The organism is Erythrobacter tepidarius (assembly GCF_002155695.1).
GTDB lineage: Bacteria > Pseudomonadota > Alphaproteobacteria > Sphingomonadales > Sphingomonadaceae > Erythrobacter > Erythrobacter tepidarius.
In genome coordinates this window covers 47,211-71,857 of the sequence record NZ_MUYJ01000004.1, presented here as the reverse complement: position 1 = coordinate 71,857, position 24,647 = coordinate 47,211, and the positions used below count along the sequence as shown (strand labels likewise).

25 protein-coding genes are annotated in these 24,647 nt (G+C 65.8%); 12 read left to right on the top strand and 13 right to left on the bottom strand.

From position 1 onward, the window contains the following. Positions 1 to 232 precede the first annotated feature (232 nt). Positions 233 to 895, top strand: coding sequence for a glutathione S-transferase family protein (locus tag BZF61_RS04775; protein WP_086617497.1), 663 nt, complete (start codon positions 233 to 235; stop codon positions 893 to 895). A 151-nt stretch (positions 896 to 1,046) separates the two neighbouring features. On the opposite strand, the gene BZF61_RS04770 is transcribed toward BZF61_RS04775, so the two are convergent. Further along, entirely contained in the window at positions 1,047 to 1,514 is a 468-nt protein-coding gene (locus BZF61_RS04770) for a cupin domain-containing protein (RefSeq protein WP_086617496.1), read from the bottom strand. Between the two features lie 29 nt (positions 1,515 to 1,543). On the opposite strand from BZF61_RS04770, the gene dapE reads away from it, so the two are divergent. After that, positions 1,544 to 2,695 (top strand): succinyl-diaminopimelate desuccinylase, encoded by a 1,152-nt coding sequence (gene dapE / locus BZF61_RS04765; protein WP_086617495.1) that lies wholly within the window; start codon positions 1,544 to 1,546, stop codon positions 2,693 to 2,695. A gap of 32 nt (positions 2,696 to 2,727) precedes the next feature. Continuing rightward, a complete protein-coding gene (locus BZF61_RS04760; protein WP_086617494.1) occupies positions 2,728 to 4,056 on the top strand; it encodes a dicarboxylate/amino acid:cation symporter in 1,329 nt (442 codons plus the stop codon). 6 nt (positions 4,057 to 4,062) lie between these two features. Here the strand turns inward: BZF61_RS04760 and BZF61_RS04755 are convergent, their stop codons facing one another. Genes BZF61_RS04755 through dapB form a run of 3 tightly spaced genes read right to left on the bottom strand, consistent with a single transcriptional unit; the run spans position 4,063 to position 5,965 of the window. Continuing rightward, complete coding sequence (locus BZF61_RS04755) at positions 4,063 to 4,497, bottom strand: hypothetical protein (RefSeq protein WP_086617493.1); 435 nt, start codon at positions 4,495 to 4,497, stop codon at positions 4,063 to 4,065. Positions 4,498 to 4,554: 57 nt separating this feature from the next. Beyond that, positions 4,555 to 5,220 (bottom strand): endonuclease III, encoded by a 666-nt coding sequence (gene nth / locus BZF61_RS04750; protein ID WP_086617492.1) that lies wholly within the window; start codon positions 5,218 to 5,220, stop codon positions 4,555 to 4,557. A gap of 10 nt (positions 5,221 to 5,230) precedes the next feature. Then, positions 5,231 to 5,965, bottom strand: coding sequence for a 4-hydroxy-tetrahydrodipicolinate reductase (gene dapB, locus BZF61_RS04745; RefSeq protein WP_086617491.1), 735 nt, complete (start codon positions 5,963 to 5,965; stop codon positions 5,231 to 5,233). 33 nt (positions 5,966 to 5,998) lie between these two features. Between dapB and BZF61_RS04740 the strand changes: the two genes are divergently transcribed. Next, positions 5,999 to 6,700: an NAD-dependent deacylase gene (locus tag BZF61_RS04740; RefSeq protein WP_086617682.1), complete on the top strand. Its 702-nt coding sequence runs from the start codon at positions 5,999 to 6,001 to the stop codon at positions 6,698 to 6,700. Here the strand turns inward: BZF61_RS04740 and BZF61_RS04735 are convergent. The 5 genes from BZF61_RS04735 to mutM all read right to left on the bottom strand — a co-directional run bounded on the left by BZF61_RS04735 (position 6,689) and on the right by mutM (position 11,279). Further along, positions 6,689 to 7,462, bottom strand: coding sequence for a HesA/MoeB/ThiF family protein (locus tag BZF61_RS04735; protein ID WP_086617490.1), 774 nt, complete (start codon positions 7,460 to 7,462; stop codon positions 6,689 to 6,691). The genes BZF61_RS04740 and BZF61_RS04735 overlap by 12 nt on opposite strands. After that, the gene (locus tag BZF61_RS04730) at positions 7,459 to 7,878 is read right to left on the bottom strand and encodes a DUF983 domain-containing protein (protein WP_086617489.1); all 420 of its coding nucleotides are present in this window, start codon (positions 7,876 to 7,878) and stop codon (positions 7,459 to 7,461) included. Before BZF61_RS04730 ends, BZF61_RS04735 begins: the two co-directional genes overlap by 4 nt. Positions 7,879 to 7,989: 111 nt before the next feature. Continuing rightward, positions 7,990 to 9,393, bottom strand: coding sequence for a chromosomal replication initiator protein DnaA (gene dnaA, locus BZF61_RS04725; RefSeq protein ID WP_086617488.1), 1,404 nt, complete (start codon positions 9,391 to 9,393; stop codon positions 7,990 to 7,992). Between the two features lie 514 nt (positions 9,394 to 9,907). After that, the gene (gene rpsT, locus BZF61_RS04720; RefSeq protein ID WP_086617487.1) at positions 9,908 to 10,168 is read right to left on the bottom strand and encodes a 30S ribosomal protein S20; all 261 of its coding nucleotides are present in this window, start codon (positions 10,166 to 10,168) and stop codon (positions 9,908 to 9,910) included. Between the two features lie 295 nt (positions 10,169 to 10,463). Next, positions 10,464 to 11,279: a bifunctional DNA-formamidopyrimidine glycosylase/DNA-(apurinic or apyrimidinic site) lyase gene (mutM, locus tag BZF61_RS04715; RefSeq protein ID WP_086617486.1), complete on the bottom strand. Its 816-nt coding sequence runs from the start codon at positions 11,277 to 11,279 to the stop codon at positions 10,464 to 10,466. A 180-nt stretch (positions 11,280 to 11,459) separates the two neighbouring features. Between mutM and BZF61_RS04710 the strand changes: the two genes are divergently transcribed. From BZF61_RS04710 to dut, 4 genes are all read left to right on the top strand, one after another. After that, positions 11,460 to 12,215: a class I SAM-dependent methyltransferase gene (locus BZF61_RS04710; protein WP_086617485.1), complete on the top strand. Its 756-nt coding sequence runs from the start codon at positions 11,460 to 11,462 to the stop codon at positions 12,213 to 12,215. Between the two features lie 4 nt (positions 12,216 to 12,219). Next, the gene (gene ubiB / locus BZF61_RS04705) at positions 12,220 to 13,776 is read left to right on the top strand and encodes a 2-polyprenylphenol 6-hydroxylase (RefSeq protein WP_086617484.1); all 1,557 of its coding nucleotides are present in this window, start codon (positions 12,220 to 12,222) and stop codon (positions 13,774 to 13,776) included. A 284-nt stretch (positions 13,777 to 14,060) separates the two neighbouring features. Next, positions 14,061 to 15,710 (top strand): bifunctional phosphopantothenoylcysteine decarboxylase/phosphopantothenate synthase, encoded by a 1,650-nt coding sequence (locus tag BZF61_RS04700; RefSeq protein ID WP_086617483.1) that lies wholly within the window; start codon positions 14,061 to 14,063, stop codon positions 15,708 to 15,710. Beyond that, positions 15,707 to 16,159: a dUTP diphosphatase gene (dut, locus tag BZF61_RS04695; RefSeq protein ID WP_086617482.1), complete on the top strand. Its 453-nt coding sequence runs from the start codon at positions 15,707 to 15,709 to the stop codon at positions 16,157 to 16,159. Before BZF61_RS04700 ends, dut begins: the two co-directional genes overlap by 4 nt. A gap of 195 nt (positions 16,160 to 16,354) precedes the next feature. Here dut and BZF61_RS04690 read toward each other — a convergent pair whose 3' ends face one another. The 4 genes from BZF61_RS04690 to secB form a co-directional block, all read right to left on the bottom strand. Then, complete coding sequence (locus tag BZF61_RS04690) at positions 16,355 to 17,017, bottom strand: DUF4136 domain-containing protein (protein WP_245804507.1); 663 nt, start codon at positions 17,015 to 17,017, stop codon at positions 16,355 to 16,357. Between the two features lie 147 nt (positions 17,018 to 17,164). Beyond that, the gene (gene trpS / locus BZF61_RS04685) at positions 17,165 to 18,184 is read right to left on the bottom strand and encodes a tryptophan--tRNA ligase (protein WP_086617480.1); all 1,020 of its coding nucleotides are present in this window, start codon (positions 18,182 to 18,184) and stop codon (positions 17,165 to 17,167) included. A gap of 16 nt (positions 18,185 to 18,200) precedes the next feature. Next, positions 18,201 to 19,766 carry a murein biosynthesis integral membrane protein MurJ gene (murJ, locus tag BZF61_RS04680; protein ID WP_086617479.1) on the bottom strand — a complete coding sequence of 522 codons (1,566 nt, stop codon included), beginning with the start codon at positions 19,764 to 19,766 and terminating at the stop codon, positions 18,201 to 18,203. Positions 19,767 to 19,812: 46 nt separating this feature from the next. Next, positions 19,813 to 20,352, bottom strand: a complete 540-nt coding sequence (secB, locus tag BZF61_RS04675; RefSeq protein WP_086617681.1) for a protein-export chaperone SecB — start codon at positions 20,350 to 20,352, stop codon at positions 19,813 to 19,815. Positions 20,353 to 20,673: 321 nt separating this feature from the next. Between secB and BZF61_RS04670 the strand changes: the two genes are divergently transcribed. The 4 genes from BZF61_RS04670 to BZF61_RS04655 all read left to right on the top strand — a co-directional run bounded on the left by BZF61_RS04670 (position 20,674) and on the right by BZF61_RS04655 (position 24,642). Further along, positions 20,674 to 21,303: a Tim44/TimA family putative adaptor protein gene (locus BZF61_RS04670; protein ID WP_086617680.1), complete on the top strand. Its 630-nt coding sequence runs from the start codon at positions 20,674 to 20,676 to the stop codon at positions 21,301 to 21,303. Between the two features lie 43 nt (positions 21,304 to 21,346). Then, positions 21,347 to 22,588: a murein transglycosylase A gene (gene mltA, locus BZF61_RS04665; protein WP_086617478.1), complete on the top strand. Its 1,242-nt coding sequence runs from the start codon at positions 21,347 to 21,349 to the stop codon at positions 22,586 to 22,588. Beyond that, the gene (locus BZF61_RS04660) at positions 22,585 to 23,160 is read left to right on the top strand and encodes a Smr/MutS family protein (RefSeq protein ID WP_086617477.1); all 576 of its coding nucleotides are present in this window, start codon (positions 22,585 to 22,587) and stop codon (positions 23,158 to 23,160) included. The genes mltA and BZF61_RS04660 overlap by 4 nt, the downstream gene beginning before the upstream one ends. Positions 23,161 to 23,337: 177 nt before the next feature. Then, positions 23,338 to 24,642, top strand: a complete 1,305-nt coding sequence (locus tag BZF61_RS04655; RefSeq protein WP_086617476.1) for a tetratricopeptide repeat protein — start codon at positions 23,338 to 23,340, stop codon at positions 24,640 to 24,642. The last annotated feature ends 5 nt before the right edge of the window (positions 24,643 to 24,647 follow it).

Sequence of the window (24,647 nt, the reverse complement as noted above, 5' to 3'; positions counted from 1 at the left end):
GCCTGCCAGCCTTGCGCCCATGCGCCGCTACCTCACCGGCAACGTCCTGCGCGCCATGGCCAGACCGATGCGCCGCGCGCAATTCGAAGCCGAAGTTGACCGACTGCGCGCTGGCCCGGTTTCCGTTTCAGGACAGTGTCTCAATTGTCTCCCCGTTCAGCATCGACAGCTCAGGGATGAACGCTTAGGGGGAGGCGCAAAACCGGCCCGGCAAGGTGGAGCACGCGGCGCAATGAAGATCATCATCGGCAACAAGAACTATTCGAGCTGGTCGCTGCGCGGCTGGCTGGCGGTCAAGCAGTCGGGGCTGCACTTCGAGGAACTGACCGTGCCGATCATGGGCGAGGAGTGGGACCGGCTGAAGCACGACATGGGCGAGGTCCAGCCGTCCAGCGGCAAGGTGCCGATCCTGTGGGACGGCGAGGCGGTGGTGTGGGATAGCCTCGCGATCATGGAATATCTTGCCGACAAGGTCGGGCGCGAGCGGTTCTGGCCCAAGGATGACACCGCGCGCGCCATGGCCCGGGCAATGGTGGCCGAGATGCATTCGTCCTACCAGTCCTTGCGCAAGGAACTGCCGATGAACATCCGCCGCCGGACCGCGCTGGCGGGCCTGTCCGAGCAGACCAAGCACGATATCTTGCGCATCCTCACCCTGTGGGCCGAAGCCCGCGCGCGCCATGGCCGCAGCGGGCCCTATCTGTTCGGCACCTTCGGGGCGGCGGACATCTTCTATGCCCCGGTCGTGACACGTTTCGTGACCTACGGGATCGGGGTTCCCGGCTTCGCGCAGGCCTATATGGAAGCGATCACCGGGCACGAATGGATGCGCGAATGGATTGGCGCGGCCGAAGAAGAGCAATGGGTGATCGAACAGTTCGAGCTGGTGCGGTGAAGCTGGCGGTGACGGCAGCGCGTTGCTGGCGCTGCTGCTGGCCCGGTGCCGCCAGGTGAGCGAGGTGACCATGCCCACCGCCAGACCGCCGCGATCACCGTGGGCGGCAGCAGCGCGAGGCGGCCTCCGGCGACGGCGCTTCCGGGTTCGGTCAGGGGGCGCGGCGCGCGTCGTATCGGGTGCCGTCCTTGCGGGCATAGCCTTGGGCATCGAACACCATGTCGATATCGGAATAGACCCCGCTGTCGGCCTCGCGCCCGCCTGCGCTGATGGCGACGAAGACGCAGGGGCTGTCCGAGCGGTTGTGCAGATGATGGCCGTTGGCCTCTCCGGCCGGGAAGGCGAGCACGTCGCCGGGGCCAACCGGAGTCTCCCCATGATCGTCGATCAGCACCGCCTCGCCCGCGATCATCACCACCAGCTCGTCCTGCCCGCGGTGCCAGTGGCGCTGCGAGGAATAGCCGCCGGGCGCGAGCGTCACATGGCTTGCCCCCATCAGCGTCAGCCCCGCAGCCGGCGCCAGGCGGCGATACCAGCGGCCCTCCACCATCGCATCGAAGGGCGGTGGGTAGCCGGTGGCATTGGTCTGGGGGATCGCGTCAAGATCGAGCTTGGGCATTCTCGGCAACTCCTGCTAGGCCCCGCAGGATGAGCGACGTACTCGATCTTGCCAAGCGCCTGATTGCCGCTCCCTCGGTGACCCCCGCCCGAGGCGCGGTGTTTGCCGCGCTCGAGGCGATGCTGGTGCCGCTCGGCTTTGCGGTCCATCGCTTCACGCGCGGGGAGGGGCCGGACGGGTCCGAACAGGCCCCGGTCGAAAATCTCTTTGCCATCCGCCATGGGCCTGAAGGTTCAAGCCATTTCGCCTTTGCCGGCCACCTCGATGTCGTCCCGCCGGGCGAGGGCTGGGCGAGCGATCCGTTCGCGCCGCAAGTGCGAGGGCAATTGCTGCACGGGCGCGGCGCGGTCGACATGAAGGGCGCGATCGCGGCGATGGTCGCCGCTGTCGCCGAAGTGCCGCAGCAAGCGGGCACCATCAGCTTCATCATCACCGGCGACGAGGAAGGCCCCGCGCTCCACGGCACCCGCGCACTGATCGATTACATGGCGGCAGAAGGCATCCGGCCCGACCTGTGCCTCGTGGGTGAGCCAACCTCGGTCAACCGGCTCGGCGATATGGTGAAGATTGGGCGGCGCGGCTCGGTCAACATCTTCATCACGGTCGAAGGCACGCAGGGCCACGTCGCCTATCCGCACCTCGCCGACAATCCGCTGCCGCGGCTGGTGGCAATCCTCGCCGAACTCGATGCGCTCACGCTCGATACCGGCACCGCGTGGTTCCAGCCCTCGAACCTCGAGATCACCGACATCAATGTCGGCAACAAGGCGCACAATGTCATCCCTGCAAAAGGCGAGGCGCGCATCTCGATCCGCTTCAACGATCTGCATACTGGCAAAAGCCTGTCCGAACGGGTTATGGCGATCGCCGCAAGGCATGGCGGCACGGCGCGCCCGGTGATCTCGGGCGAACCCTTCCTGACCGAGCCGGGCGCCTTTTCGGCGCTGGTGAGCGCGGCAATCCAAGCCGAGACCGGGCTGGTGCCCGAACTCAGCACTACCGGGGGCACATCCGACGCACGCTTCCTGCGCGCGCTGTGCCCGGTGATCGAATTCGGCCTGTGCAACGCGACCATGCACAAGCGCGACGAGGCCGTCGCCATTCCCGATCTCGCCGTGCTGGCGCGGATCTATGCCCGCATCGCTGCGCAGGCGCTGGCGCTGGACGCAGCCGCGGCGTAACGCCAACCACATTCCGGGAGAGACAAGACACCATGGATCGCAAGCTTACCTTCTACATCCTGCTCGGCATGGTGCTCGGCGTGGTGGTCGGTCAGGTGCTCAACCAGACAGTGGATGCGGCGGTGATCAAGGGTTCGATCGCGCCCTGGTTCAAGCTGCTTTCGGACATCTTCCTTAACCTTATCAAGATGCTGGTCGCTCCGCTGGTGCTGTCGACCATCGTTGTCGGTATCGCCCACATGGGCGACAGCGCGGCGCTGGGGCGTATCGGTGTGCGGGCGTTGATCTGGTTCATCACCGCCAGCCTGGTGTCGATCGGTCTCGGCCTGTTGATGGTCAACCTGTTCCAGCCCGGCATCGGTGCGCCGATCCCCGATGTCGCTGCCGCCACCGCCGCGGTCGGTGAGGTCAAGGAGCTGAAAGCGACCGACTTCATTCTCTCGATCTTCCCCAAGAACGCGGTCGAGGCGCTGGCGACCAACAACATCCTGCAAATCCTCGTCTTCTCGATCTTTGCCGGGGTGGCGCTTTCGGCAATCGGCGAGCGCGGGCAGGCGCTGGTCAAGGGTGCCGACGCGCTGGCGGAGATGATGCTGCAAGTCACCGGCTATGTCATGCGCTATGCACCGATCGCGGTGTTCGGCGCGCTTGCCAACGTCGTGGCCGCAAGCGGTCTGGCGATCCTAGGCACCTATCTCACGCTGTTGACCGAGTTCTATTTCTCGCTTGTCCTGCTTTGGCTCATCCTGCTGAGCGCGGGGGCGTTGTTCCTTGGGCAGCGCATCTTCGCGCTGATTCGCTACATCCGCCAGCCCTTGATGATCGCCTTCTCGACCGCCTCGTCGGAAGCTGCGCTGCCCAAGCTGTTCGAACAGCTAGACCGCTTTGGCGTGCCGCGCCGGATTTCGGGCTTCATGCTGCCACTGGGCTATTCGTTCAATCTCGACGGCTCGATGATGTACATGAGCTTCGCGACGATTTTCATCGCCCAGGCCTATGGCATCGACCTCAGCATCGGCACGCAGATCATGATCCTGCTGACGCTGATGATCTCGTCTAAGGGCATTGCCGCTGTGCCGCGCGCCAGCCTCGTGGTGATCACCGGCACGCTGGCGATGTTCGGTCTGCCGGTGGAAGGAGTGGCGATCATCCTGGCTATCGACCAGTTCCTCGACATGGGCCGCACCGCGACCAACGTGGTCGGCAATGCCGTCGCCACGGCGGTGATCACCCGGTGGGAAGGGATGCTGGAGGTGGAGGAGCCCGATTTTGTCGAGCATCCTCGCGCCCCCGCCCACACCGCCGCCGATGGCCGTGCGGGGCTGGAGCTGGATCCGAGCAATTTCGAGCAGGACGGTTGAGGCCGCTCAGTTTTCGGCCTTGGCCTTGCGCTCGTACTCCACCGGCACAAACTTGCCGAGGCCGCAGCCCGCGCCTTGCCGCGGCTGGCCGCCGACGTTCTGCAGCACATAGACGATCTGCGGCGTGCACAGCTGGTCGGTCGAGGTGTTGTAGGTGATCGCGCGGTCCATTCCGAGGCCGGGGCAATTGCTGGTCAGCGTGTTGCGATAGACCTTGCCGCCCTGCATCTCGAAATCGATCACGCGGTCGCTGCGCACAACCGTGTTACGGACTTGGCTGCGGTTGATGCAGCTCACCGGCTCGCCCTTGACGATCACGGGCGGGGCGCCGGCGGTGGGATTGGCATCGCTGGGGCGCTCGCGCTCGCTGGTGCAGGCTGTCGCCAGAAGCTGCAGGGCCAGAACGGGGAGCAGGGCACGGACATCGAGACGGATGGTCATGGCATGGTTCCTCCACGGGTGGACTTACCACTCTTGCTGGCGCGCTTGAACCGCGGCTTAATCGGGCTGCTTGCTCCGCCCCTTGGGCGACGTCAGCACCTTCTTGCGGAAGCTGCACAGATCGATCACCTTGCAGCGCCAGCATTCGGCTTGCCTCGCCTTGCAGACATAGCGGCCGTGCAGGATCAGCCAGTGGTGCGCGTGCAGGCGAAAGGGCGGGGGCACGCGTTTTTCGAGCTTGGCCTCGACCTGCTCTGGCGTCTTGCCCTTGGCCATGCCGGTGCGGTTGCAGACACGGAAGATATGGGTGTCGACCGCGAAGGTTTCCTGCCCGAACCAGCAATTGAGCACGACATTGGCGGTCTTGCGCCCCACGCCAGGCAGCTTCACCAGCTCCTCGCGGGTGTCCGGCACCTTGCCGCCATAGTCCTCGACCAGCATCTGCGACAGGGCCATCACGTTCTTGGCCTTGGAGTTGAACAGGCCGATGGTCTTGATGTGCTCCTTGAGACCGTCCTCGCCCAGATCGAGCATCTGCTGCGGAGTCTGAACCTTGGCGAACAGCGCACGGGTGGCCTTGTTGACCCCCACGTCGGTCGCCTGCGCCGACAGGGCGACGGCCACCAACAGCTGATAGGCATTGCCATATGCGAGCTCGGTGCGCGGAGCGGGATCGTCCTCGGCCAGCCGGCGGAAGAATTCGAAGATCTGGGCTTTGTTCATGGCAGGCTGATCACAGCCCTAGCACGTCGTTCATGGTGTAGCGGCCCGCCGGTTTGCCCACCAGCCATTCCGCTGCCTTCACCGCGCCGCGGGCGAAGATCATGCGGTTCTCGGCCGAGTGCGAGAGGGTGAGGCGCTCCTCGCTCCCGGCGAAGATCACCGAATGCTCGCCCGCCACGGTGCCGCCGCGCAGCGTGGCAAAGCCGATCGCGCCTTCCCGGCGTGCGCCGGTCATCCCGTGGCGGCCGCTTTCCATATTGTCGGCGAGCACGATCCCGCGTCCTTTCGCTGCCGCCTCGCCCAGCAGCTTTGCGGTGCCGCTCGGCGCGTCGACCTTCATGCGGTGGTGCATCTCCAGCACCTCGATATCCCAGTCCGGCCCGAGTCGTGCTGCCGCCTCGCGCACCAGATGCGCCATGAGCGTGATCCCGAGTGAGAAATTGCCCGATTGCAACACCGGCACCGCGCGCGCGGCCTCGGCGAGCATGACGAAATGCGGCTCCTCCAGCCCGGTGGTGCCGATCACGATCGGCTTGCCCGCCACCCTTGCCGCGCCGAGGTTCGCCGCCAGCGCATCGGGCGCGGAGAAATCGACCAGCACGTCGCACTGCGAGGCAAATGGGCCTATGCTCCCGCCGGCATCGACCCCCGCGAACAGCGCATGGCTCGCGTCGGCAATCGCCACTTCCAGCGCTTGACCCATTCGACCCTTGTGCCCAATCACTCCAAATTGCAGCTGCGCCATTGCGTGCCTCTATGCTCCATGCTTGAAGGCCTCATGGCAGAGATTAAACGCATCGTCATCCTCACCGGCGCGGGGATTTCCGCCGAAAGCGGGATCGATACCTTTCGCAGCGCCGGGGGGCTGTGGGAGCAGCACCGGGTCGAGGATGTCGCCACGCCCGAGGGTTTTGCCCGGAACCCCGATCTGGTGCTCAACTTCTACGATATGCGTCGCGCCGCGCTCGCCAATGTCGTGCCCAATCCGGCGCACATGGCGCTGGCGCGGCTGGAGCGGGAGTTTTCCGGCGAGCTGCTGCTCGTCACGCAGAACGTCGATGACCTGCACGAGCGCGGCGGATCGGCCCGCGTGCTGCACATGCATGGCGAATTGAAGAGCGCGCTGTGCACGTCCTGCGAGACGCGCTCCCCGTGGTTTGGCCCCCTGATCGACCGCCCGCCGTGCCCCGCCTGCCGCGCGCCGACCTTGCGGCCCGACGTCGTGTGGTTCGGCGAGATGCCCTACCAGATGGGACGCATCTATCAGGCGCTTGAGGCCTGCGACCTGTTCGTTTCGATCGGAACGTCAGGCGCGGTCTATCCTGCGGCAGGTTTCGTGCAGGAGGCCCGGGCGAACGGCGCGCGCTGCCTCGAACTCAATCTCGAGCCGAGCGAGGGCAGCCACTTGTTCGACGAATCCCGCCACGGCCCGGCGAGCGTGCTGGTGCCGCAATGGGTAGAGGAGGTGCTAGGCGGCTGAGCCGCAGGCCGTGCAGCCTGGGTCCTTCGCAATGCGGATCGTGCGCATTGCGGGTGCGAGGCCGTCGAGGATGTGGAGCTTGCCCCAGGCTGGATCGCCCAGCGCCGCAGTGCCGGCCAGCAGCACCTTGACTGCTTGCAGCGCGGCAAAGGTGCCCACCCACCCGGCCATCGCGCCGAGCATTCCCTCATCGGCGCAGGTATCGCAGTCTTCGGCGTCGAAGGCATCACCGACGAAGCAGCGGTAGCAGGCTTCGCCTGGCAAGTGCCCGGCGAAGGCCGCCACCTGTCCCTGAAAGCGCCCGACCGCCGCCGACATGAGCGGAATGCCCGCCGCAACACAGGCGTCCGAGACGGCGAGGCGGGTGGCAAAATTGTCGGTCCCGTCGAGCACCAGATCCGCGCCGGCGATCAGGCCCGCAGCATTTTCGGGCGTGATGCGTGCATCGGACACTTCGATCTGCAAGCCATCATCGAAATTCGCGAGCCAGCGCCGCGCTGAAACCGCCTTGCCATGGCCGACATCGCGGGTGGTGAAGATCGTCTGGCGCTGGAGGTTCGAGACGTCGACCACATCATCATCGACCAGCGTCAGTCGTCCGATCCCGCTGGCGGCGAGATATTGCAGCGCCGGCGAGCCGATCCCGCCGAGCCCGATCACCGCCACGTGCGATTCGCCAAGCTTCACCTGTCCCGCCCCGCCGACTTCGGGCAGGACGATATGGCGGGCAAAGCGGTCGAGCCTGGCAGCCGATAGGCTCATCGCTGGTCGTCCGGCGGCCGGCGCTCTTGCCGGAAGGCGCCGACGCCGTGCCACCACAGGAAGCCGATCACCGCGCCCTTGGTCGGCTGGAGCATCGCAATCAGCATCACCACCGCGACCGGCAGCATGACCGCGAGTGTCAGCCATGGCGAAATGCCGCCGGAAATCATCGCGATCACCACCGGCGCGAGCAGGTGGCCGACCACGAAGATGCCGATATAGGCCGGGAAGTCATCGGCCTGCTGAACCGCCCAGTCCTGCTTGCAATGCGGACAGCGATCGACAGGCTTGAGCCACTTGGCGAACAGCGCGGCTTGACCGCAGCGCGGGCACTTGCCCTTGGCCCCTCGGACGAGCGCGGGAATCCACCCGGCAGGCAGGTCGATCTGGTCGGGAGAAAGGCGCTGAGAAGGCATGGAGAAGCTGTTTACAGCCTGGGCAACGCCTGTCGACAGGCTTGTGGATCAGCCTGTCGGAATGGCGGTGACATGCTTGCGGATACCTGGTGGGAACATCCTCCGTCCGGATCAGCTTTCGAGCTGGCGCAGCAGACTGCGCACATCGCCGTCCATGTCGGCATCGCGCTGGCGCAGGTCCTCGATCAGCCGCACCGCGTGGATTACGGTCGAATGATCCCGCCCACCGAACTTACGCCCGATTTCGGGATAGGAGCGCGGGGTGAGAACCTTGGAGAGATACATCGCCACCTGCCGCGGCCGCACGACAGCCCGCGCACGGCGCTTGCTGCTCATTTCTGCGCGGTCGATGCGATAGAACTGGCACACGGTGCGCTGGATCTCGTCGATGGTGATCCGGCGGCGGTTAGCCGAGAGAATGTCGGTGAGCTGTTCCTCGGCCAACTGGAGCGAGACTTCCTGTCCCGTCAGCTGGGCATAGGCGATCAGCTTGTTGAGGCCGCCGACCAGTTCGCGCACGTTGCGGGTGATGGTGCGGGCGAGGAAATCAATCACGTCCTCGGGCACCGCGAGTGGCGCGAAGCGCGAGAGCTTGGAGACGAGGATCTTTTTGCGCAGCTCGATATCGGCGGGCTGGATGTCGGCGACAAGGCCCATTGACAGGCGCGAGAGCAGGCGCGGTTCGACCCCGTCGAGCGCCTGCGGGGCGCGGTCGGCGGCGAACACCAGCCGCTTGCCCTCCGCGAGGAGCGCGTCGATCGTGTAGAGCAGTTCCTCCTGCGCGCTCGCCTTGCCGATGATGAACTGGATGTCGTCCACCAGCAGCAGATCGAAGCTGCGCAGACGGGCCTTGAACTCGATCGTCTGGCTCGCCTTGAGCGCCTGCACGAATTCGACCATGAAACGCTCGGCCGAGCAGTAGAAGATCCGTGCGCGCGGGTGAACCTGGAGATAGCCGTGGCCAATTGCGTGCAGCAGGTGGGTCTTGCCCTGGCCGGTTGCAGCCTTGAGGTAGAGCGGCGAGAACTGCGGCTGTTCGAGCGCGGCCATGCGCTGCGCCGCGTTGCAGGCAAGGATGTTGGCCTCGCCGGTGACGAAGGCGGCGAAGGTCAGCGAGGGATCGAGACCCACTGAGGAGGTGAAGTTCGCGTCCGACATGGTGCCCGCAGCAACCGCGATCGCGCTCGCGCCATCATTGGCAGGGCGGCGGCCATCATCGAGGCGCAGGTCGGGCAGGTGGCGGCGGCCCGGGTGCACCATGATATTGACCTGACGCACTTCGCTCCGGGCGATCTTCCACGCCAGCTGCAGCCGATCATGGAACCGGTCGCGCACCCAGTTGGCCGAAAATTCGGTCGGGAGATAGAGATCGAGCGTCCCCGTATCGCGGTTCAGACTGCCGACCTGGATCGGCTTGATCCACTGGCTGTGCAGCTGATGGCCCAGATCCTTGCGCAGGCCCTGGCTGATGTCCGACCAGTCAGCGGCCAGATTCACGGCTTCGGCATCTTCCATCAAATCGTCATCCGCAGGTCGGCGCGGGTTTCGCGACTTGTCGATCCTTTGCACAAGCTCATCCCCAATATGCTCGGTCCCTGCGGCCTAGCTGTCCACAGGCGCTTACTTGTTTTTGCGACAGGCAAAGACCACCCCGTCTCCGGAAATCGGATTCCCGAAGCGCCCCCCATCGGCCGGTTTGTAAGAACCCGGGCTGTCCCGCCCCGGGTGAGAAGCGAATAAAGAACGCTGCGGCCTTTTGCGCAAGCACTCAGATTTAAAAAAAATGAAATAATCCTGTTGACTCGCCCGCATCCCGCAGACTTGCGTTGATGTGTCTGTTTTTATGGGAAAAGTAGTTGCCGGATCACGCGAATCGCGGGGAATCCTGACATTTGTCGTGCTTGCACGGGTCGCACTTGTCGCAAATGAAAGAGGCCGCGCTGCACCAGCGCGACCTCTTCGGGATTTTCCGCCTTCGACAACCCGTCACCGCCCGCTCAGCGGTGTCACGGATCGGATGAAAAACGAATCAGAGCGTGGCGACTCGGCGGGTCAGGCGCGAGAGCTTGCGGGCCACGGTGTTCTTGTGCAGCACACCGCGGGCCACGCCGCGGGCCATTTCCGGCTGGGCCGCCTTGAGCGCGGCCGCCGCGGCTTCCTTGTCGCCGGCTTCACACGCCGATTCGACCTTCTTGATGAAGCTGCGGATGCGGCTCAGGCGCGCCCCATTGATTTTGGCACGGGCGGCGTTGCGACGGATGCGCTTCTTGGCTTGCGGCGTATTGGCCATAATTCGTGTCTGTCTCGCGTTTGGTTCAGGCCGGGATCTGCGGCTTGAGGAAAATCCGTGGGTGTGCTCGAAATGGGCGAGCGGACGCATGGTCCGACCGCCGGAAAGCGGCGCACATAATCGGACACGCCCGCAAGGTCAACGATTCTCCCGCACGGCGGCCAAGCCTCGTGTAGGGGGCGGGCGCGGGGCCGCAGGCGCGCAGTGTCAAGTTCACCTGCTCAGCCGCCCGCAGGCGTCCCAAGCGCAGCCGACGAGCTGGGCTCATGAGGCGGCAGTCGAGGCGGGCACGCATTCAGCTTTGGCAGACCGGGCAGAACCACGAGCTTCTGCCGCCTTGGGCGATTTTCCGGATGACTCCGCCGTCATCCCTGCGGCAGGCCTTTCCCTCCCGACCATAGGCGTCGAAAGAACTGGCGAAATAGCCCAGTTCCCCGTCAGGACGCGCAAAGTCGCGTAGTGTCGAGCCGCCGTCGCGGATCGAGGCTTCCAGCACAGCGACGATCGCTGGCACCAGCCGGGCCAACTGTGACCCGGTCACCTTGCCGGCAGGCTTGGTCGGGCGGATCCCGGCGCGCCACAGTGCCTCGCAGACATAGATATTGCCGAGGCCGGCCACGATCCGCTGATCGAGCAGGCACAGCTTGATCGACTGGGTCTTGCCCTTGAGCGCCGTCTTGAGATGCGCCACGCTCAGCCCTGGTCCGAGTGGCTCCGGGCCAAGGGCGGCGAACCGCGGCCAGGAATCGAGCGCGTCCGTACCCACCAGATCGACCGAGCCGAAGCGGCGCGGATCGCACAGGGCGAAGCGGTGGCGGGCGGTCTCCAGCAGCAGGTGATCGTGGGTGTCGGGCACTACCGGATCGATCCGCCAGCGCCCGCTCATACCGAGATGGAAGATCATCGTCGCGCCGCGATCGAGGTGCATCAGGCCATATTTGGCGCGGCGCGACAAGGCGCTGACCCTCGCGCCGGTCATCACCTGCACCAGATCGGCGGGGAAGGGGCGGCGCAGGTCAGGCCGGTTCAATGTTACGCGCGTGATCCGCTCGCCTTCGAGGAAGGCGGCAAGGCCGCGGACGGTGGTTTCGACTTCGGGTAATTCAGGCATGGCTCTTTGTGTTCGCTTTCGCTCACTGGGTCGGGCCGCCCGCTCCCCCGCCCTTCCACCCGGATGATATTCCGGTAGGCTCCGGGTGGAAGGGCGGGGGAGCGGGCGGCCCGGCAAACGCAACAAATGACGCCCCTAACACCCTTTGCCTTGACGGCAATTGCCTCTAGGGATCGCCGCATGAGCGAGATCACCGACGAAACCGTCTCCTTCGGCTACCAGCAGGTTACCCCGCAGGAAAAGACCCGCATGGTTGGCGAGGTCTTTTCCAGCGTCGCGCGCAAGTATGACATCATGAACGACGCCATGTCGGGCGGGATGCACCGGCTGTGGAAGGATCGTTTCGTCAAGCGCGTGAAGCCGCAGCCGGGCGAGCAGATCCTCGACATGGCGGGCGGCACTGGCGACATTGCCTTTCGTATGGCGGCCCGCGGGGCGCATGTCACGGTGGCCGACATCAATCAGGACATGCTCGATGTCGGTGCCGAGCGCGCGCTGGCACGGGGTTTCGACGAGGAGGACGGCAGTCTCGTCTTCACCTGCCAGAATGCCGAGCAGGTCAGCTTCGCCAGCAACAGCTTCGATGCCTACACCATCGCCTTCGGCATCCGCAACGTGACGCGTATTGACCGCGCGCTGGCCGAGGCGCTGCGGGTGCTGCGGCCCGGCGGGCGGTTCTTCTGCCTCGAATTCTCGACCGTCGAATGGGCGGGGCTGAAACAGGCCTATGACCTCTATTCCGAGCACCTCCTGCCGCGCATGGGGCAGGTGATCGCGGGCGATGCCGATTCCTATCGCTACCTGGTCGAATCGATCCGCAAGTTCCCGCCGATGTCGGCTTTCGAGCAGATGATCCGCGCGGCAGGCTTTGCAAACACCAGGGTCGAACCGATCATGGGCGGTCTCGTTGCGATCCATTCGGGGTGGAAGATCTAGCCCGGTGCCTTCTCCCGCCACGCATCTGTTCCGCCTCGCCCGCTGGGGCGTGACGCTGGCGCGCCGGCGCGCGTTGGTGGGGATCGAGAATGATCCCAATGCGCCTACGGCGCTGCGCCAGCTGGTGCGCCTTGCACGGTTGGCGACGCTGACGGGCAAGAGCGGCACGCGCGACTATGCGGGCGCCTTTCGTGCCATTGGCCCGGCGGCGATCAAGCTCGGCCAGTCGCTCGCCACCCGTCCCGACCTCGTCGGCGAAGAGGCGGCGAACAATCTCCTGTCGTTGCAGGACAGCCTGCCGCCGGTGCCCTTTCCCGAGATCCGTCAGGTGATCGAATCGAGCTTCGGCCAGCCGATCGCGGCGCTGTTTGCCGATATCGATCCCGATCCGGTTGGCGCGGCCTCGATCGCGCAGGTGCACAAGGGCATTACCACCGATGGCCGCAAGGTGGCGATCAAGGTGCTCCGACCGGGCATCCGCGAGAAATTCGCACGCGACATCCAGACCTATGAATGGGCTGCGGCGCATATCGAGGCGATGGGCGGCGAGGCGGCGCGCCTGCGCCCGCGGCTCACCATCGCCAATTTCAAGCGCTGGACCAATTCCGAGCTCGATCTCAGGCGCGAGGCCGCTTCGGCCAGCGAACTGGCTGAACAGATGGCCGGCGTCCCCGGCTATCGCATTCCTGCGGTCGACTGGGATCGCACCAATGGCCGGGTGATGACCATCGAGTGGATCGACGGGATCAAGATCAGCCGGGTCGAGGAGTTGCGCGCGCGCGATCATGACCTGAAAGCGATTTCGGAACGGCTCGTGATCAGTTTTCTCACCCAGGCGATCAGCGCGGGCTTCTTCCATGCCGACATGCACCAGGGCAACCTGTTCGTGGAGGACGACGGCACGATTGTCGCAATCGATTTCGGGATCATGGGGCGGATCGACCGGCGTGCACGACAATGGCTGGCGGAGATCCTCTACGGGCTGACGACCGGCAATTACCAGCGTGTCGCCGAAATTCACTTCGAGGCACGATATGTGCCCTCCTATCACTCGGTCGGCGAATTCGCCACCGCACTGCGCGCCGTGGGCGAGCCGATGCGCGGCAAACCGGTCAAGGAGCTTTCCGTCGGCCAGATGCTCGACGGGCTGTTCGCGATCACCCGCGATTTCGACATGCAGACCCAGCCGCACCTGCTGCTGCTGCAAAAGACCATGGTGATGGTCGAGGGCATCGCCACCCAGCTCAATCCCGATATCAACATGTGGGACACTGCCGCGCCCTATGTGCGCAGCTGGCTGCGTGACGAGCTGGGGCCGGAAGCCGCGCTCGCCGACCGGATCAAGCAGGATACCAAAACCCTGCTGCGTCTGCCCGGCCTGATCCGCCGGGTGGAAGAGATGTTTCCGCCCAAGGGCGGCGCGCCCGAGCCCCCACCGCTGCCGGAGATCCCGTTGATCACCGGCAGCCACGAAGGACGCGGGTGGTTCGGCTATGTCCTCGCCGGGCTAGTCGGCGCGGGTGCGGCCTGGGCCGCGCTGGCGGCGGGCTGGATCGGTTAGTCGCGGCGGCCGAACGTCCGCATTCCGCCCGGCAGTCAGAAGAAGGCGGTGGAATCGCCTCACTTGCGGGCAAGCCGCGTCGCCGAATCCGTACAAAATCGGCGAAAGCGGTTGCGCCCTCGTAAGCGCAATCTTAACCACGGCACGGCCAGTGTGCGCCGCACGACTGCCGGTGCGCTGCTTGGCGCAGCGGCAGGGCGCGGCTAGAAGGGTGGGCTGGCAGCGCTTCGACGGAGTTATTGGGAACCGATGGCATTGATCGGCGTGCAGAGCGGGAAAGGGCGATGACGGGCAAGGCCCCGCGCATCCTGCTGGTCGTGGGCGGCGGCATCGCAGCCTACAAGGCCTGCGAACTGGTGCGCCTGATCCGCAAGGGCGGCGGCGATGTCACCTGCGTCGTCACCAAGGGCGGCCAGCAGTTCGTCACCCCGATGGCGCTTGCCGCGCTGTCCGAGAACCAAGTCTACACCAATCTGTTCGACCTCAAGAACGAGGCCGAGATGGGCCACATCCAATTGAGCCGCGAGGCCGATCTGGTTGTGGTCTGCCCGGCCACGGCCGATCTGCTGGCGAAGATGGCAGCGGGGATCGCCGATGATCTGGCAACCACGCTGATCCTCGCCACCGACAAGCCGGTGATTGCCGTTCCCGCGATGAACGTGCGGATGTGGGAGCACGAAGCGACGCAACGCAATGTCGCGCTGCTCGCCGCGGCCGGGGTCACCGTGCTTCATCCCGACGAAGGCCCGATGGCCTGCGGCGAATTCGGCTATGGCCGGCTGCCCGAGCCCGAGGCGATCTGGCGCGTCATCGCCGCGCATTTCGGCATGGCCGTGCCCGAGGCGCAGCCCGCCCGGATCGCCGCCCACGATCGCGCCGCGATTGAAGTGGAGGCGATCGAACCCGAAGACGAGGACGACAAAAGCACTGTGACGAGCGGGCTGGGCGGTCTGCTCGCGCGGATCATCCCGCGCTCGACCGCCAGACGCACCCATGCCGAGATCGAGGCCGAATATCTCGATCTGCCCGAACCGCCGGAGGGCGAACCTCTGCCCGAGGAGCCAGCGCCAGAATTCGCCCCCGATTTCAGCGGTCCGCTGCTGGCGAAAAAGGGTCAGGCGGGCGCCGCTCCGCCGGTCGATGCCGGCGCGATCAATCACGAGGTCGATCCCCGCAAGAGCGCGCCCGAAGTGCTTGCTCCCGTCGTGCCCGACGAGATCGAGACCTTGCTCGGTGAGGTGCCCGAAGGCGCCGATTTCGGCGTCGCGGCCGATCATCGTCCCTTGTCGGGCCGGCACGTGCTGGTGACCGCCGGGCCGACCTGGGAAGCGATCGACCCGGTGCGCTATATCGCCAATCGTTCGAGCGGAAAGCAGGGCTTCGCGATTGCCGCTGCCGCCGCCGCGCTCGGTGCGAGGGTAACCCTGGTGGCGGGGCCGGTTGCGCTCAAGACCCCTGCCGGGGTCAAGCGCGTCGATGTCGAAAGCGCGCAGGAGATGGCCAAAGCGGTCAAGCATGCGCTGCCCGCCGATGTCGCAGTGATGGTGGCGGCGGTGGCCGACTGGCGGCCCAAGGAATATCGCGGTCAGAAAATCAAGAAGCGCGGCGATGCGCCCCCGGCGCTGGTGCTGACCGAAAATCCCGACATCCTTTCCAACATCGCCGGTGGAACCAAGCGTCCCGGACTGGTGATCGGCTTTGCCGCTGAAACCGAGAACGTGATCGAGCACGCCAAGGCCAAGCGCAAGCGCAAGGGCTGTGACTGGATCGTCGCCAATGATGTGAGTGGCGATGTGATGGGGGGCGATAGCAACCGGGTCACCATCGTTGCCGGTGACGGGATCGAAACGCTCGAGGAAATGCCCAAGAGTGCGGTGGCGATGGCGCTGGTCGAACGGATCGCCGCGAGCCTCAAGGCGGACGCGGCCGAGTGATCGTTCCCGTTAAGGTGAAGCGCCTGCCGCACGGTGCGGGCCTGCCGCTTCCGGCCTATGCCACCAGCGGCGCGGCGGGGATGGACGTGGTCAGCGCCGAAGAGGTAACCATCGCGCCCGGTGCGCGCCACGCGGTGGCGACCGGCCTCGCGCTGGCGATCCCACAGGGCTATGAAATCCAAGTGCGTCCGCGCTCGGGCCTTGCCCTGAAGCATGGCATCTCGGTGCCCAACACCCCTGGCACGATCGATAGCGACTATCGCGGCGAGCTGAAGGTGATCCTCATCAACCTCGGCAGCGAACCCTTCGCCATCGCGCGCGGCGATCGCATCGCTCAGCTGGTGCTGGCCCCTGTGGTGCAGGCGGCGTGGAACGAGGTCGGGGAACTGGATGCCACCGATAGGGGCGAGGGCGGGTTCGGCTCCACCGGAGGGCACGCAAAGCTTTGATGGGTCGAGGGCTGGATCGCGGACGTGGATTGCGCGCATGCCACCGTGGGGGCAGCAAGGGCTATCACACCGCTAGGCACAGAGCCGGTTAGGCCGCGCAGCGCGTGCCGGGAAAAGACAAAAAAGGCGGCGCGATCCCCTGCGCCGCCTTTCTTCGTTCCCGTCCAAGGGTTTCTTGAAAAGGTTCCTACACCATCAATCGACAGTGCGCACGGTCTTTTCGTCGTCGCGGATGGTGATGCGCACGGTTTCGCCCGAATTGCCGGGGAAACCGGTGAACAGGGCATCCACCAGATTGGGCACGAGGCGCGGCAGGCGGTTCGAGCGCGAGACCGCCTCGGCCTTGCCTTCAAACAGGCGCTGGCCGTCTGCGGCGCGATCGATCTTCAGATCGATCCCACTGGTATAGACGGTGTAGCTGCGGACATTGGGGCCGGCCAGCCACGGGTCGTAGAAGCCCCAGCCCCAGCGGCCAAAACCACCGCCCCATGGGCCCCATGGACCCCATGGTCCGGCAGCGAAACCGGCGCCACTGAGATCGGTGCGCACCCGTTCACGCCCGCCATCGACCCGGTAATCGAACCGCACCAGCAGATCGGCGCGTTCCGGCGCGGGGGCGCGGACATAGCCCAGTTGCTCCATCTCGGCGGCGACCGAATTGGCATAGGTGGCGAATTCGAGTCCGCCAGCCAGCTTGGGATCTTCCGGCACCACCGCGAAGGTCTGGCCCGAAGGCGCTGGCAGCGGCACGGCGAAGCGCGACACGTCGGCCTTGAACGAGGGCGAGGTGCAGCCGGCGAGGCCTGCGGCAAGCGCCAGCGGCAGCGCGAAGCGACGGAGAGACTTCAACGAAGACATGGCAATCAGCATGACACAACCTTTGTGCTGTCACCAGTGCGACAATGGCAATGGTGTTTGTGCGCAAGACTATATATCCTCGCGGTCTGAACGGGGATTGAACATTCACCGCGCAGGGGCACCACTTGGTCGCAGCGGCTGGCCTGATCAGTGCCGGACCAGCCCTAGCGCACGATAGGCGGCGGTGAGTGTCGGCGCACCGCGTTCACGCGCTTTGGCCGCCCCGCGGGCGAGGATCGCGTCGAGCGCTTCGCCATCGTCCTTGAGCGCTACAAACCGGTCCCGAATCGGGCCGAGTTTGGCGACCAGCAGATCGGCCAGCGCCGGTTTGAACGCGCCGAAACCCCGACCGCCGAACTGGCGCAGCACCGCCTCGATCGGCTCGCCCGAAAGTGCGGCATAGATGCCGACGAGGTTCTTGGCCTCCGGGCGCTCAGCGAGACCGGCCTCTTCCGAGGGCAGCGGCTCGGGATCCGTCTTTGCCTTCTTCACCTTTTGCGCCATGGTATCGGCATCGTCCGACAGGTTGATGCGGCTCATGTCGGACGGGTCCGACTTGGACATCTTGGCGCTGCCGTCGCGCAGGCTCATGATCCGCGCGGCCTCGGCCGGAATGATCGGTTCGGGCAAGGTGAAGACCGGTGCCTCCTCGGTGCCGAAATCGTTGTTGAATTTCTGCGCGATGTCGCGGGCGAGTTCGAGGTGCTGCTTCTGATCCTCGCCCACCGGCACGTGGGTCGCCTGATAGAGCAGCACATCGGCGGCTTGCAGCACGGGATAGGTAAAGAGTGCGACCGATTGGCCTTCGCGGTTCTTGCCGGCCTTGTCCTTCCACTGAGTCATCCGGTTCAGCCAGCCCATGCGGGCGGTGCCGTTCAGGAGCCATTGCAGCTCGCAATGCTGCGGCACCTGCGCCTGATTGAACAGGATCGCCTTGTCCGGGTCCAATCCGCAGGCGACCAGCGTCGCCACCAGTTCGAGGGTGGAGGATCTGAGCTCGGCCGGATCGTGCGGCATCGACAATGCGTGAAGATCGGCGATGAAGATCAGGCACTCGCCACCCACCGCGTGCGCATCGTCCTGGAGTTTGACATAGTTGCGGATCGCGCCGAGATAATTGCCCAGATGGGGTTTGCCGGTGGGCTGGATGCCGGAGACGACGCGCATGAGAGGTCCTGCTTGCTTAGCTCTGGCGACGCATTAGGCGCTGGATGGTCGCCTTGTCGAGCACCCCCAGAGCCACGGTGGCGGTGCCATAGGTGACGAGGCTGGTGGCAAGGATCGCGCCGATCGCTGCGAGGCGCAGCAGGAAGGTGCCGTCGAGCCACGCCGCCAGAGCCTGCATCAGCGCCCATAGTGCTGCTCCCATCAGAGCCGATGCCAGCACGATCCGGCCGATCCGCCCAAGCACCCGTGCCGGCAGGCGGAAATAGCCACGCCGGGCGAGGATGAGGCCGAGCAGCGTGATGTTGACCCAGGCTCCGATCGCCCCCGCGAGCGCAAGACCGACGACGCCGAGCAGCGGCACAAGCACGAAATTGAGGCCAACAGTCACGACCAGCGAGGCACCGGCCGTATAGACCGGGGTCATGGTGTCGCGGCGCGCGAAAAAGTTGGGGGTCAGCACCTTGACCAGCACATAGGCGGGCAGGCCGACCACCAGCGCAGAAGTGACCATGCCGGTGGTGCGCGCGTCTTCGGCGGTGAAGGCCTGGCCTTCCATAAAGGCCTTCACGAAGGCAAAGCCCGTAATGGACAGCGCCACCGCGCAGGGCAGAGTGAGCAGCATCGCCAGTTCGATCGCATTGGATTGCAGGCGAACCGCTTCCCCGTCTTCGTTGCGGCTGATGTAGCGCGAAAGTGCTGGCAGGATCGCGGTGCCGAGCGCAATGCCGATGATCCCGAGCGGGAGCTGGTTCCAGCGATCGGCCATTGCCATGTAGGTCAGACTGCCGTCCGGCAGGCCGCGGATGAAGGCGAGGTCGATGAAACGGCTGATCTGGTAAACCCCCGCGCCGAAGACGGCCGGCACGATCAGCACGCCCATTGCCTTGACGCGGCTGGTGATCCGCGGGCGCTGGCGCGGGATCCGAAAGCCCGCGCGGCGCATGAACCAGTAAAGCCACAGCAGTTGCAACAGCCCGCTGACCGACACGGCGATCGCGAGACCCACGCCTGTCGCAGCGCGGGCCCAGTCGCTGCCGGGCTGGAGCGCGCCCCACACCAGCGCGGTCAGCAGACAGATGTTCAGCAGGATCGGCGCCGCCGCCGCTGCCGCGAAGCGCGACAGCGAATTGAGGATCGCGGCGACCAGCGTCGCCAAGCTCATGAACATCAGATAGGGAAAGGCGATCCGGCCCATCATGACCGCGAGATCGTAGGTTGCAGCATCGCCGCGCAGGTCTTCATTGGCGAAGGCCCACAGCACCCAGGGCATCGCCAGCATCATCGCTGCGCCGAACACCACGAGGATCGGCAGCAGAATGGCAAGCACCTCGCCCGCGAACCGCTTCGCCTCGCTCTCGCCTTCGGTCATGTGGCGGTTGAAGAGCGGCACGAAGGCCGAGGCAAAGGCCCCTTCGGCGAACAGGCGGCGGAACAGGTTGGGCAACTGGAATGCGAGTTGCCAGGCATCTGCCACTCCGCCCGCGCCAAGCACGCGGGCGAGCAGGATGTCGCGGGCAAAACCGAACAGCCGGCTGACCAGCGTCAGTCCGCCGATGGTGCTGACATTTCGCAGCAGGCTCATGGGGTAATCAGGCTCATCGGGTTTCGCGCCCGCAAATCGACCTTGATCAGGCTTTGCCGGTGACCGGGGCGATAGGTTCCCCGCCGGCGGCTTCCTCAGCGCGGCGTGCCTGCAGGCGCTGGAGGTAAAGTCCGTTGAAGTCGACCGGATCGAGCATCAGCGGCGGGAAGCCCGCGTCGCGCACGGCATCGGCCACCACCCGGCGCGCGAAGGGGAACAGCAGCCGCGGAGCTTCGGCGTAGAGGAAGGCATGGGCCTGTTCCTCGGGCAGGTTGCGCATCCCCACGAGGCCACAATAGGCGAGATCCACGAGGTAGGCCTTCCCGCGCTGCGAGGATGCGGTGATGGTGATCTTGAGCATCACTTCGTGAACGTCGTTGCCGATGCTTTCGGCGCCGATGTTGAACTGCACGTCGATCTGCGGCGGTTCGGGCCACTGAAACACGTTGGGCGCGTTGGGGTTCTCGACCGAAAGGTCCTTCACATATTGGGTCAGCAGGCCGATCGCTGGCTGGGTGTCTGCGCCGTTGGGCTGGGCCTGGCCGCTATTGTCGAGATTGGTGAGCACGCCTTCTTCGTCGGCCATGGATCGGTTGTCTTTCGCATCGGGTAACACAAACTGCGCCGGGCGCATCATACGAGCACGCCCGGAGCTGAAAGGCGCGCCTAGCAGGCGCAGGCCCCGCCCGCAACAGCGCGGCGCAACCATTGCTGCGGTGCGTCCGTAAATACCCAGTCCCCGAGCACGGCAGCGTCCGATAGCATCATCTATCGGGAGTTGGCGAATTGTAATGCGTGCCTATTTAAGGCAGGGTAGGGTTTCTCCGGCGATTGTCGCCCGCACGCGGCGGCTGTTCGCCCGTTCGACGATCGGAATTGTCCAGTGCTTGAAATCGTTCTCCTCGCCATGGTCGCCGCCTTTCTGGGCCTGCGCCTCTATTCGGTGCTCGGCCGCCGGGCGGAGCATGAGGAGGAATCGGTGCCGCAGCGCTTCGATTCCGAGGACAAGCCGGCTGGTATCCCGCGCCCGCTTCCTGCCGCGCCTGTCGCGCCGGCGCGTTCGATGGAGCTTGAAGGGGTGATGCCAGCGGTCGAACGCGGCCTGCGCGAGATTGCCGCCGCCGACAGCCGGTTCAACATCGCCCAGTTCCTCGAAGGTGCACGCGGTGCCTATCGGATGGTGCTCGAGGCCTTCTGGAAGGGTGACCGCGAGACCCTGCGCGAGCTGTGCGACGATGCCGTCTATGCCAGCTTCATCGCCGCGCTCGATGCGCGCGAGGCCGCTGGCGAAACGCTCGACAACACGTTGATCCGGATCGAGGAAACCCGCATCCAATCGGCCTCGCTCGAGGGGCGCACGGCGCGCATCGCGGTGCTGTTCGTGGCCGATATTGCCGCTGTCACCCGCGACAAGTCTGGCAATGTCATTGCCGGATCGCTCGACGATGCGGTTGAGAGCCGCGACGTCTGGACCTTCTCGCGCAACATCTCCTCGCGCGATCCGAACTGGCTGCTCGACGAGACCGACGAGGGCTGACCGGAAAGAGGCCAAGGCCTGCTTTACCCAACAGGAGGCGTCGATGCGAGCGGTGCTGGCTTTGGCCCTGATGCTGGCGCTGGCGGGCTGCGGGAGGATCGTCCCCGAAGGCCGCCTGCCCGCGCCCTCGTCCGCCGCGCCCTCGTCCGCCGCACCCTCGCCCGCCGCGCCCGCGACACCGCTTCCGCCAGCACCGGTCCTCGCCAACGCAGTGCTGGCGGGCGTCGCGCTCGGCCCGTCGCTTGCCGCGCTGGCGCTGGATGAGACCGACGCCGCGAGCGCGCTGGCAAGCTTTGTCGAGTCCTGCCCCAAGCTGCTAGCCCGCGAGGATGCGAGCGGCCTTACCCGCGCCGATGACTGGCGCCCGTCCTGCGCTGCCGCCCGCAGCTGGCCGCGAGCCCGCGCGCGCGCCTTTTTTTTCGAACATTTCGCCGCCGTGCAGGTCGGTGACGGCAAGGCTTTCGTCACCGGCTATTTCGAGCCCGAGATTGCGGGCAGCCGCACCCGGCGCCCGGGATTTGCGGTGCCGGTCTATGCCATGCCGACCGATCTGGTGCGGGGCTGGCCCGAAGATGTGCCTGAAGCCCAGCGCACCGGCCGCCCGCCGCTCGGGCGCTATGACCAAGAGGGCCGCTTCGTGCCCTATCACGATCGCGCCGAGATCGAGGACGGGGCGCTCGAGGGCAAGGCGCAGGTGATCGCTTGGGCGGCCGATCCAGTCGAGTTCTTCTTCCTCCAGATTCAGGGTTCGGGGCGTCTCATCACGCCTGAGGGCGAGGTGATCCGCATCGGCTATGCCGGGCAGAACGGGCGCGAATACACCGGAATCGGCGGGGTGATGCGCGAACGCGGCCTGCTGGGCAGCGGGCCGGGACAATATCCCGCCTCGATGCAGGGGATCATGGCCTATCTTCGCGACAACCCGGAGCAAGGCCGCCAACTGATGCGGCTCAACAAGAGCTGGATCTTCTTCACCGAGCTGAAAGGCGATGGCCCGCTCGGCGCGCTGGGCGTGCCGGTGCGGCGCGAAAGCTCGGTTGCCGCTGATCCGGCCTTCGTGCCGCTGGGTGCGCCGGTGTGGCTCGAACTTGACCGGCACGAGGCCAACGGTTTGTGGATCGCGCAGGACACCGGCGGGGCGATCAAGGGCGCCAACCGGTTCGATACCTTTTGGGGTGCAGGCGAGGACGCGCGGGTGATCGCGGGCGGGATGAGCGCTCGCGGGCGCGCGCTGGTGCTGCTGCCGCGCGAGGCGGCCGCGCGGCTCGGGGCGATCGCGCAATGAGACCGCCGCGCGGGCTGACTGTGAGCGAGCAGGCGGCCTGGGCGCACCTTGCCGCGAGCGTCAAGCCGCTGCCGGACAAGAAGCTGCCCGTTCCTCCCCGCAAAGCCGAAGCGGATCAGCCGAAGGTTGGTGGAGGGGTGAGCAAGATCGCCGTTCCCGCGCCGCCGGCCAAATTCTTCAAACCGGCCAAGCCTGCGAACAAGGCTCCGCCGCCGCCCGCCATCCCCGGCGCGCTCGATTCGCACTGGGAGCGGCGGATGAAGGCTGGGCGGATCGATCCCGATCTCACACTCGATCTGCATGGCCACACGCTCGATAGCGCCTACGAGCGGATCATGGCCGGGCTCGATCAGGCGCGGATGATGGGCGCAAGGGTCGTGCTGGTGATTGCCGGGCGCGAGCGACCGGTCGATCCGGCCGATCGGATGGATCGACGCGGGGCGATCCGCGCCAAGCTGATCGACTGGCTCGCCGCCAGCCGCCATTCCGGCAGTATCGCAGCGGTGCGCCGTGCGCATATCCGCCACGGCGGCGAGGGCGCGCTCTATCTCATCCTCAAGCGCCGCGGCTGATACCTCTCCTTGTTGTCGCAGGGGCAATTGTGGCTCCTAACGGTATTTGTCATGCCCCTGACATCGCTTGTCAGTGGGGTTGGCAAGCGGGCTGAGTCATTGCTGGTGCCCACTCAGACAGATCGTGGGGGCTGGCTAACTGTGAAAGGGATATCTGCATTCGGCCTGCGTGCAGCGATGCTCGGGGCGACCTCGCTCATCGCGTCCGCCGTCATCGCCGAGCCGGCGCTGGCGCAGCAGCCGGTCGAGTCCGATCCTGCTGCCGCCAAGGCCGCGCGCGAAAAGGCCGAGGCCGACTACCGCGCGCTGTCGGCCCAGATTGGCCAGCGCGCGGGCGATCCGGCCTTCGACTATGCGCTCGGCATCGCGGCGATCGATTCCGGCCGTTACGGCGAGGCCATCATCGCCTTTCAGCGCGTGCTCGCGGTTCAGCCCGATAACGCCGCCGCCCGCGCCGAGCTTGCCCGGGCCTATGCGCTGGCCGGCGATATAGACACCGCGCGCGAGCAGTTCGCCACGGTGGTCGATGATCCCAGCCTGCCCGATCCGGTGCGTCAGCGCTTTACCGGTTTCGTGCGCCAGTTCGACAAGCAGATCAAAGGCGGCGGCTCGGACATCAGTGGCTTTGTCGATGCGCGCTTCGGGCATGATAGCAACATCAATAGCGCGACCGAGCAGAACGCGATCGTCATTCCGCTGTTCAGCTTCCTTGGGCCGGGTCAGCTCGGGGCAGGGGCGGTGGCGCAGTCGGACGAGTTCTACGATATCACCGCGGGCGTTTCCGGGGTCACTGCGATCGGGCGTCAGGATCGGCTGTTCGCCTCGGTGCTGGGCAATTGGCGCGACAATCTCGACACCAGCATGTTCGATCAGGCCGCGCTCACCGCGACCGCAGGCTATGCGCACAGCTTTGCCAATCAGGATGTGATCTCGCTGTCGGGACAGGTGCAGAAGTTCTGGCTCGACGACGCGGGTTTCCGCACCGCCTGGGGGCTGGCGACGCAATACACCAAGCCGCTCAAGGGCGGGAAGGCGCTAACCGTTTCGGGCCAATGGAACCGGCTCGAATTCGATGGCGACCCGCTGCGCGATGCCAATCGCTTCGCGCTCGGCGTGGGATTTGTGGGCAAGTTCTTTGCCGCCAATATCAACGCCGGGACCGAGGAAACGCTGCGCCAGCCCGGCGATCATCTCTCGTTCGATTTCGTCGGGGCCAGCTTCGGCGCCGAGGTGCCGCTGGCCAAGACCCTTGCGGTGGTCGGCGGCATCGCCTTCGATCTGCGCCGCCACGACGCGCCTGACCCGCTGTTCCTCGTCAGCCGCGAGGACGAGCGGCTCGATCTCACCGCCGGATTCAAACTCGCGATCCTCGACCGGCTCTTCCTTCAGCCGACTGCGACCTATTCGCGCAACTGGAGCAACATCGCCCTGTTCGACTTCGAGCGCTGGACCGTCTCGGTCGGGGCGCGCTTCGAATTCTGATCCTA

Coding starts and splice junctions, on each gene's coding strand:
- BZF61_RS04670 (WP_086617680.1), top strand. CDS start 20,674: ATGGTCGCCGCCTTTCTGGGCCTGCGCCTCTATTCGGTGCTCGGCCGC.
- BZF61_RS04735 (WP_086617490.1), bottom strand. CDS start 7,462: ATGAGCCTATCGGCTGCCAGGCTCGACCGCTTTGCCCGCCATATCGTC.
- BZF61_RS04760 (WP_086617494.1), top strand. CDS start 2,728: ATGGATCGCAAGCTTACCTTCTACATCCTGCTCGGCATGGTGCTCGGC.
- BZF61_RS04710 (WP_086617485.1), top strand. CDS start 11,460: ATGAGCGAGATCACCGACGAAACCGTCTCCTTCGGCTACCAGCAGGTT.
- nth (WP_086617492.1), bottom strand. CDS start 5,220: ATGAACAAAGCCCAGATCTTCGAATTCTTCCGCCGGCTGGCCGAGGAC.
- dnaA (WP_086617488.1), bottom strand. CDS start 9,393: ATGGAAGATGCCGAAGCCGTGAATCTGGCCGCTGACTGGTCGGACATC.
- BZF61_RS04740 (WP_086617682.1), top strand. CDS start 5,999: ATGGCAGAGATTAAACGCATCGTCATCCTCACCGGCGCGGGGATTTCC.
- BZF61_RS04770 (WP_086617496.1), bottom strand. CDS start 1,514: ATGCCCAAGCTCGATCTTGACGCGATCCCCCAGACCAATGCCACCGGC.
- BZF61_RS04660 (WP_086617477.1), top strand. CDS start 22,585: ATGAGACCGCCGCGCGGGCTGACTGTGAGCGAGCAGGCGGCCTGGGCG.
- BZF61_RS04690 (WP_245804507.1), bottom strand. CDS start 17,017: ATGTCTTCGTTGAAGTCTCTCCGTCGCTTCGCGCTGCCGCTGGCGCTT.
- trpS (WP_086617480.1), bottom strand. CDS start 18,184: ATGCGCGTCGTCTCCGGCATCCAGCCCACCGGCAAACCCCATCTGGGC.
- mutM (WP_086617486.1), bottom strand. CDS start 11,279: ATGCCTGAATTACCCGAAGTCGAAACCACCGTCCGCGGCCTTGCCGCC.
- BZF61_RS04655 (WP_086617476.1), top strand. CDS start 23,338: ATGCTCGGGGCGACCTCGCTCATCGCGTCCGCCGTCATCGCCGAGCCG.
- mltA (WP_086617478.1), top strand. CDS start 21,347: ATGCGAGCGGTGCTGGCTTTGGCCCTGATGCTGGCGCTGGCGGGCTGC.
- secB (WP_086617681.1), bottom strand. CDS start 20,352: ATGGCCGACGAAGAAGGCGTGCTCACCAATCTCGACAATAGCGGCCAG.
- BZF61_RS04775 (WP_086617497.1), top strand. CDS start 233: ATGAAGATCATCATCGGCAACAAGAACTATTCGAGCTGGTCGCTGCGC.
- BZF61_RS04730 (WP_086617489.1), bottom strand. CDS start 7,878: ATGCCTTCTCAGCGCCTTTCTCCCGACCAGATCGACCTGCCTGCCGGG.
- rpsT (WP_086617487.1), bottom strand. CDS start 10,168: ATGGCCAATACGCCGCAAGCCAAGAAGCGCATCCGTCGCAACGCCGCC.
- BZF61_RS04755 (WP_086617493.1), bottom strand. CDS start 4,497: ATGACCATCCGTCTCGATGTCCGTGCCCTGCTCCCCGTTCTGGCCCTG.
- dapE (WP_086617495.1), top strand. CDS start 1,544: ATGAGCGACGTACTCGATCTTGCCAAGCGCCTGATTGCCGCTCCCTCG.
- murJ (WP_086617479.1), bottom strand. CDS start 19,766: ATGAGCCTGCTGCGAAATGTCAGCACCATCGGCGGACTGACGCTGGTC.
- BZF61_RS04700 (WP_086617483.1), top strand. CDS start 14,061: ATGACGGGCAAGGCCCCGCGCATCCTGCTGGTCGTGGGCGGCGGCATC.
- dapB (WP_086617491.1), bottom strand. CDS start 5,965: ATGGCGCAGCTGCAATTTGGAGTGATTGGGCACAAGGGTCGAATGGGT.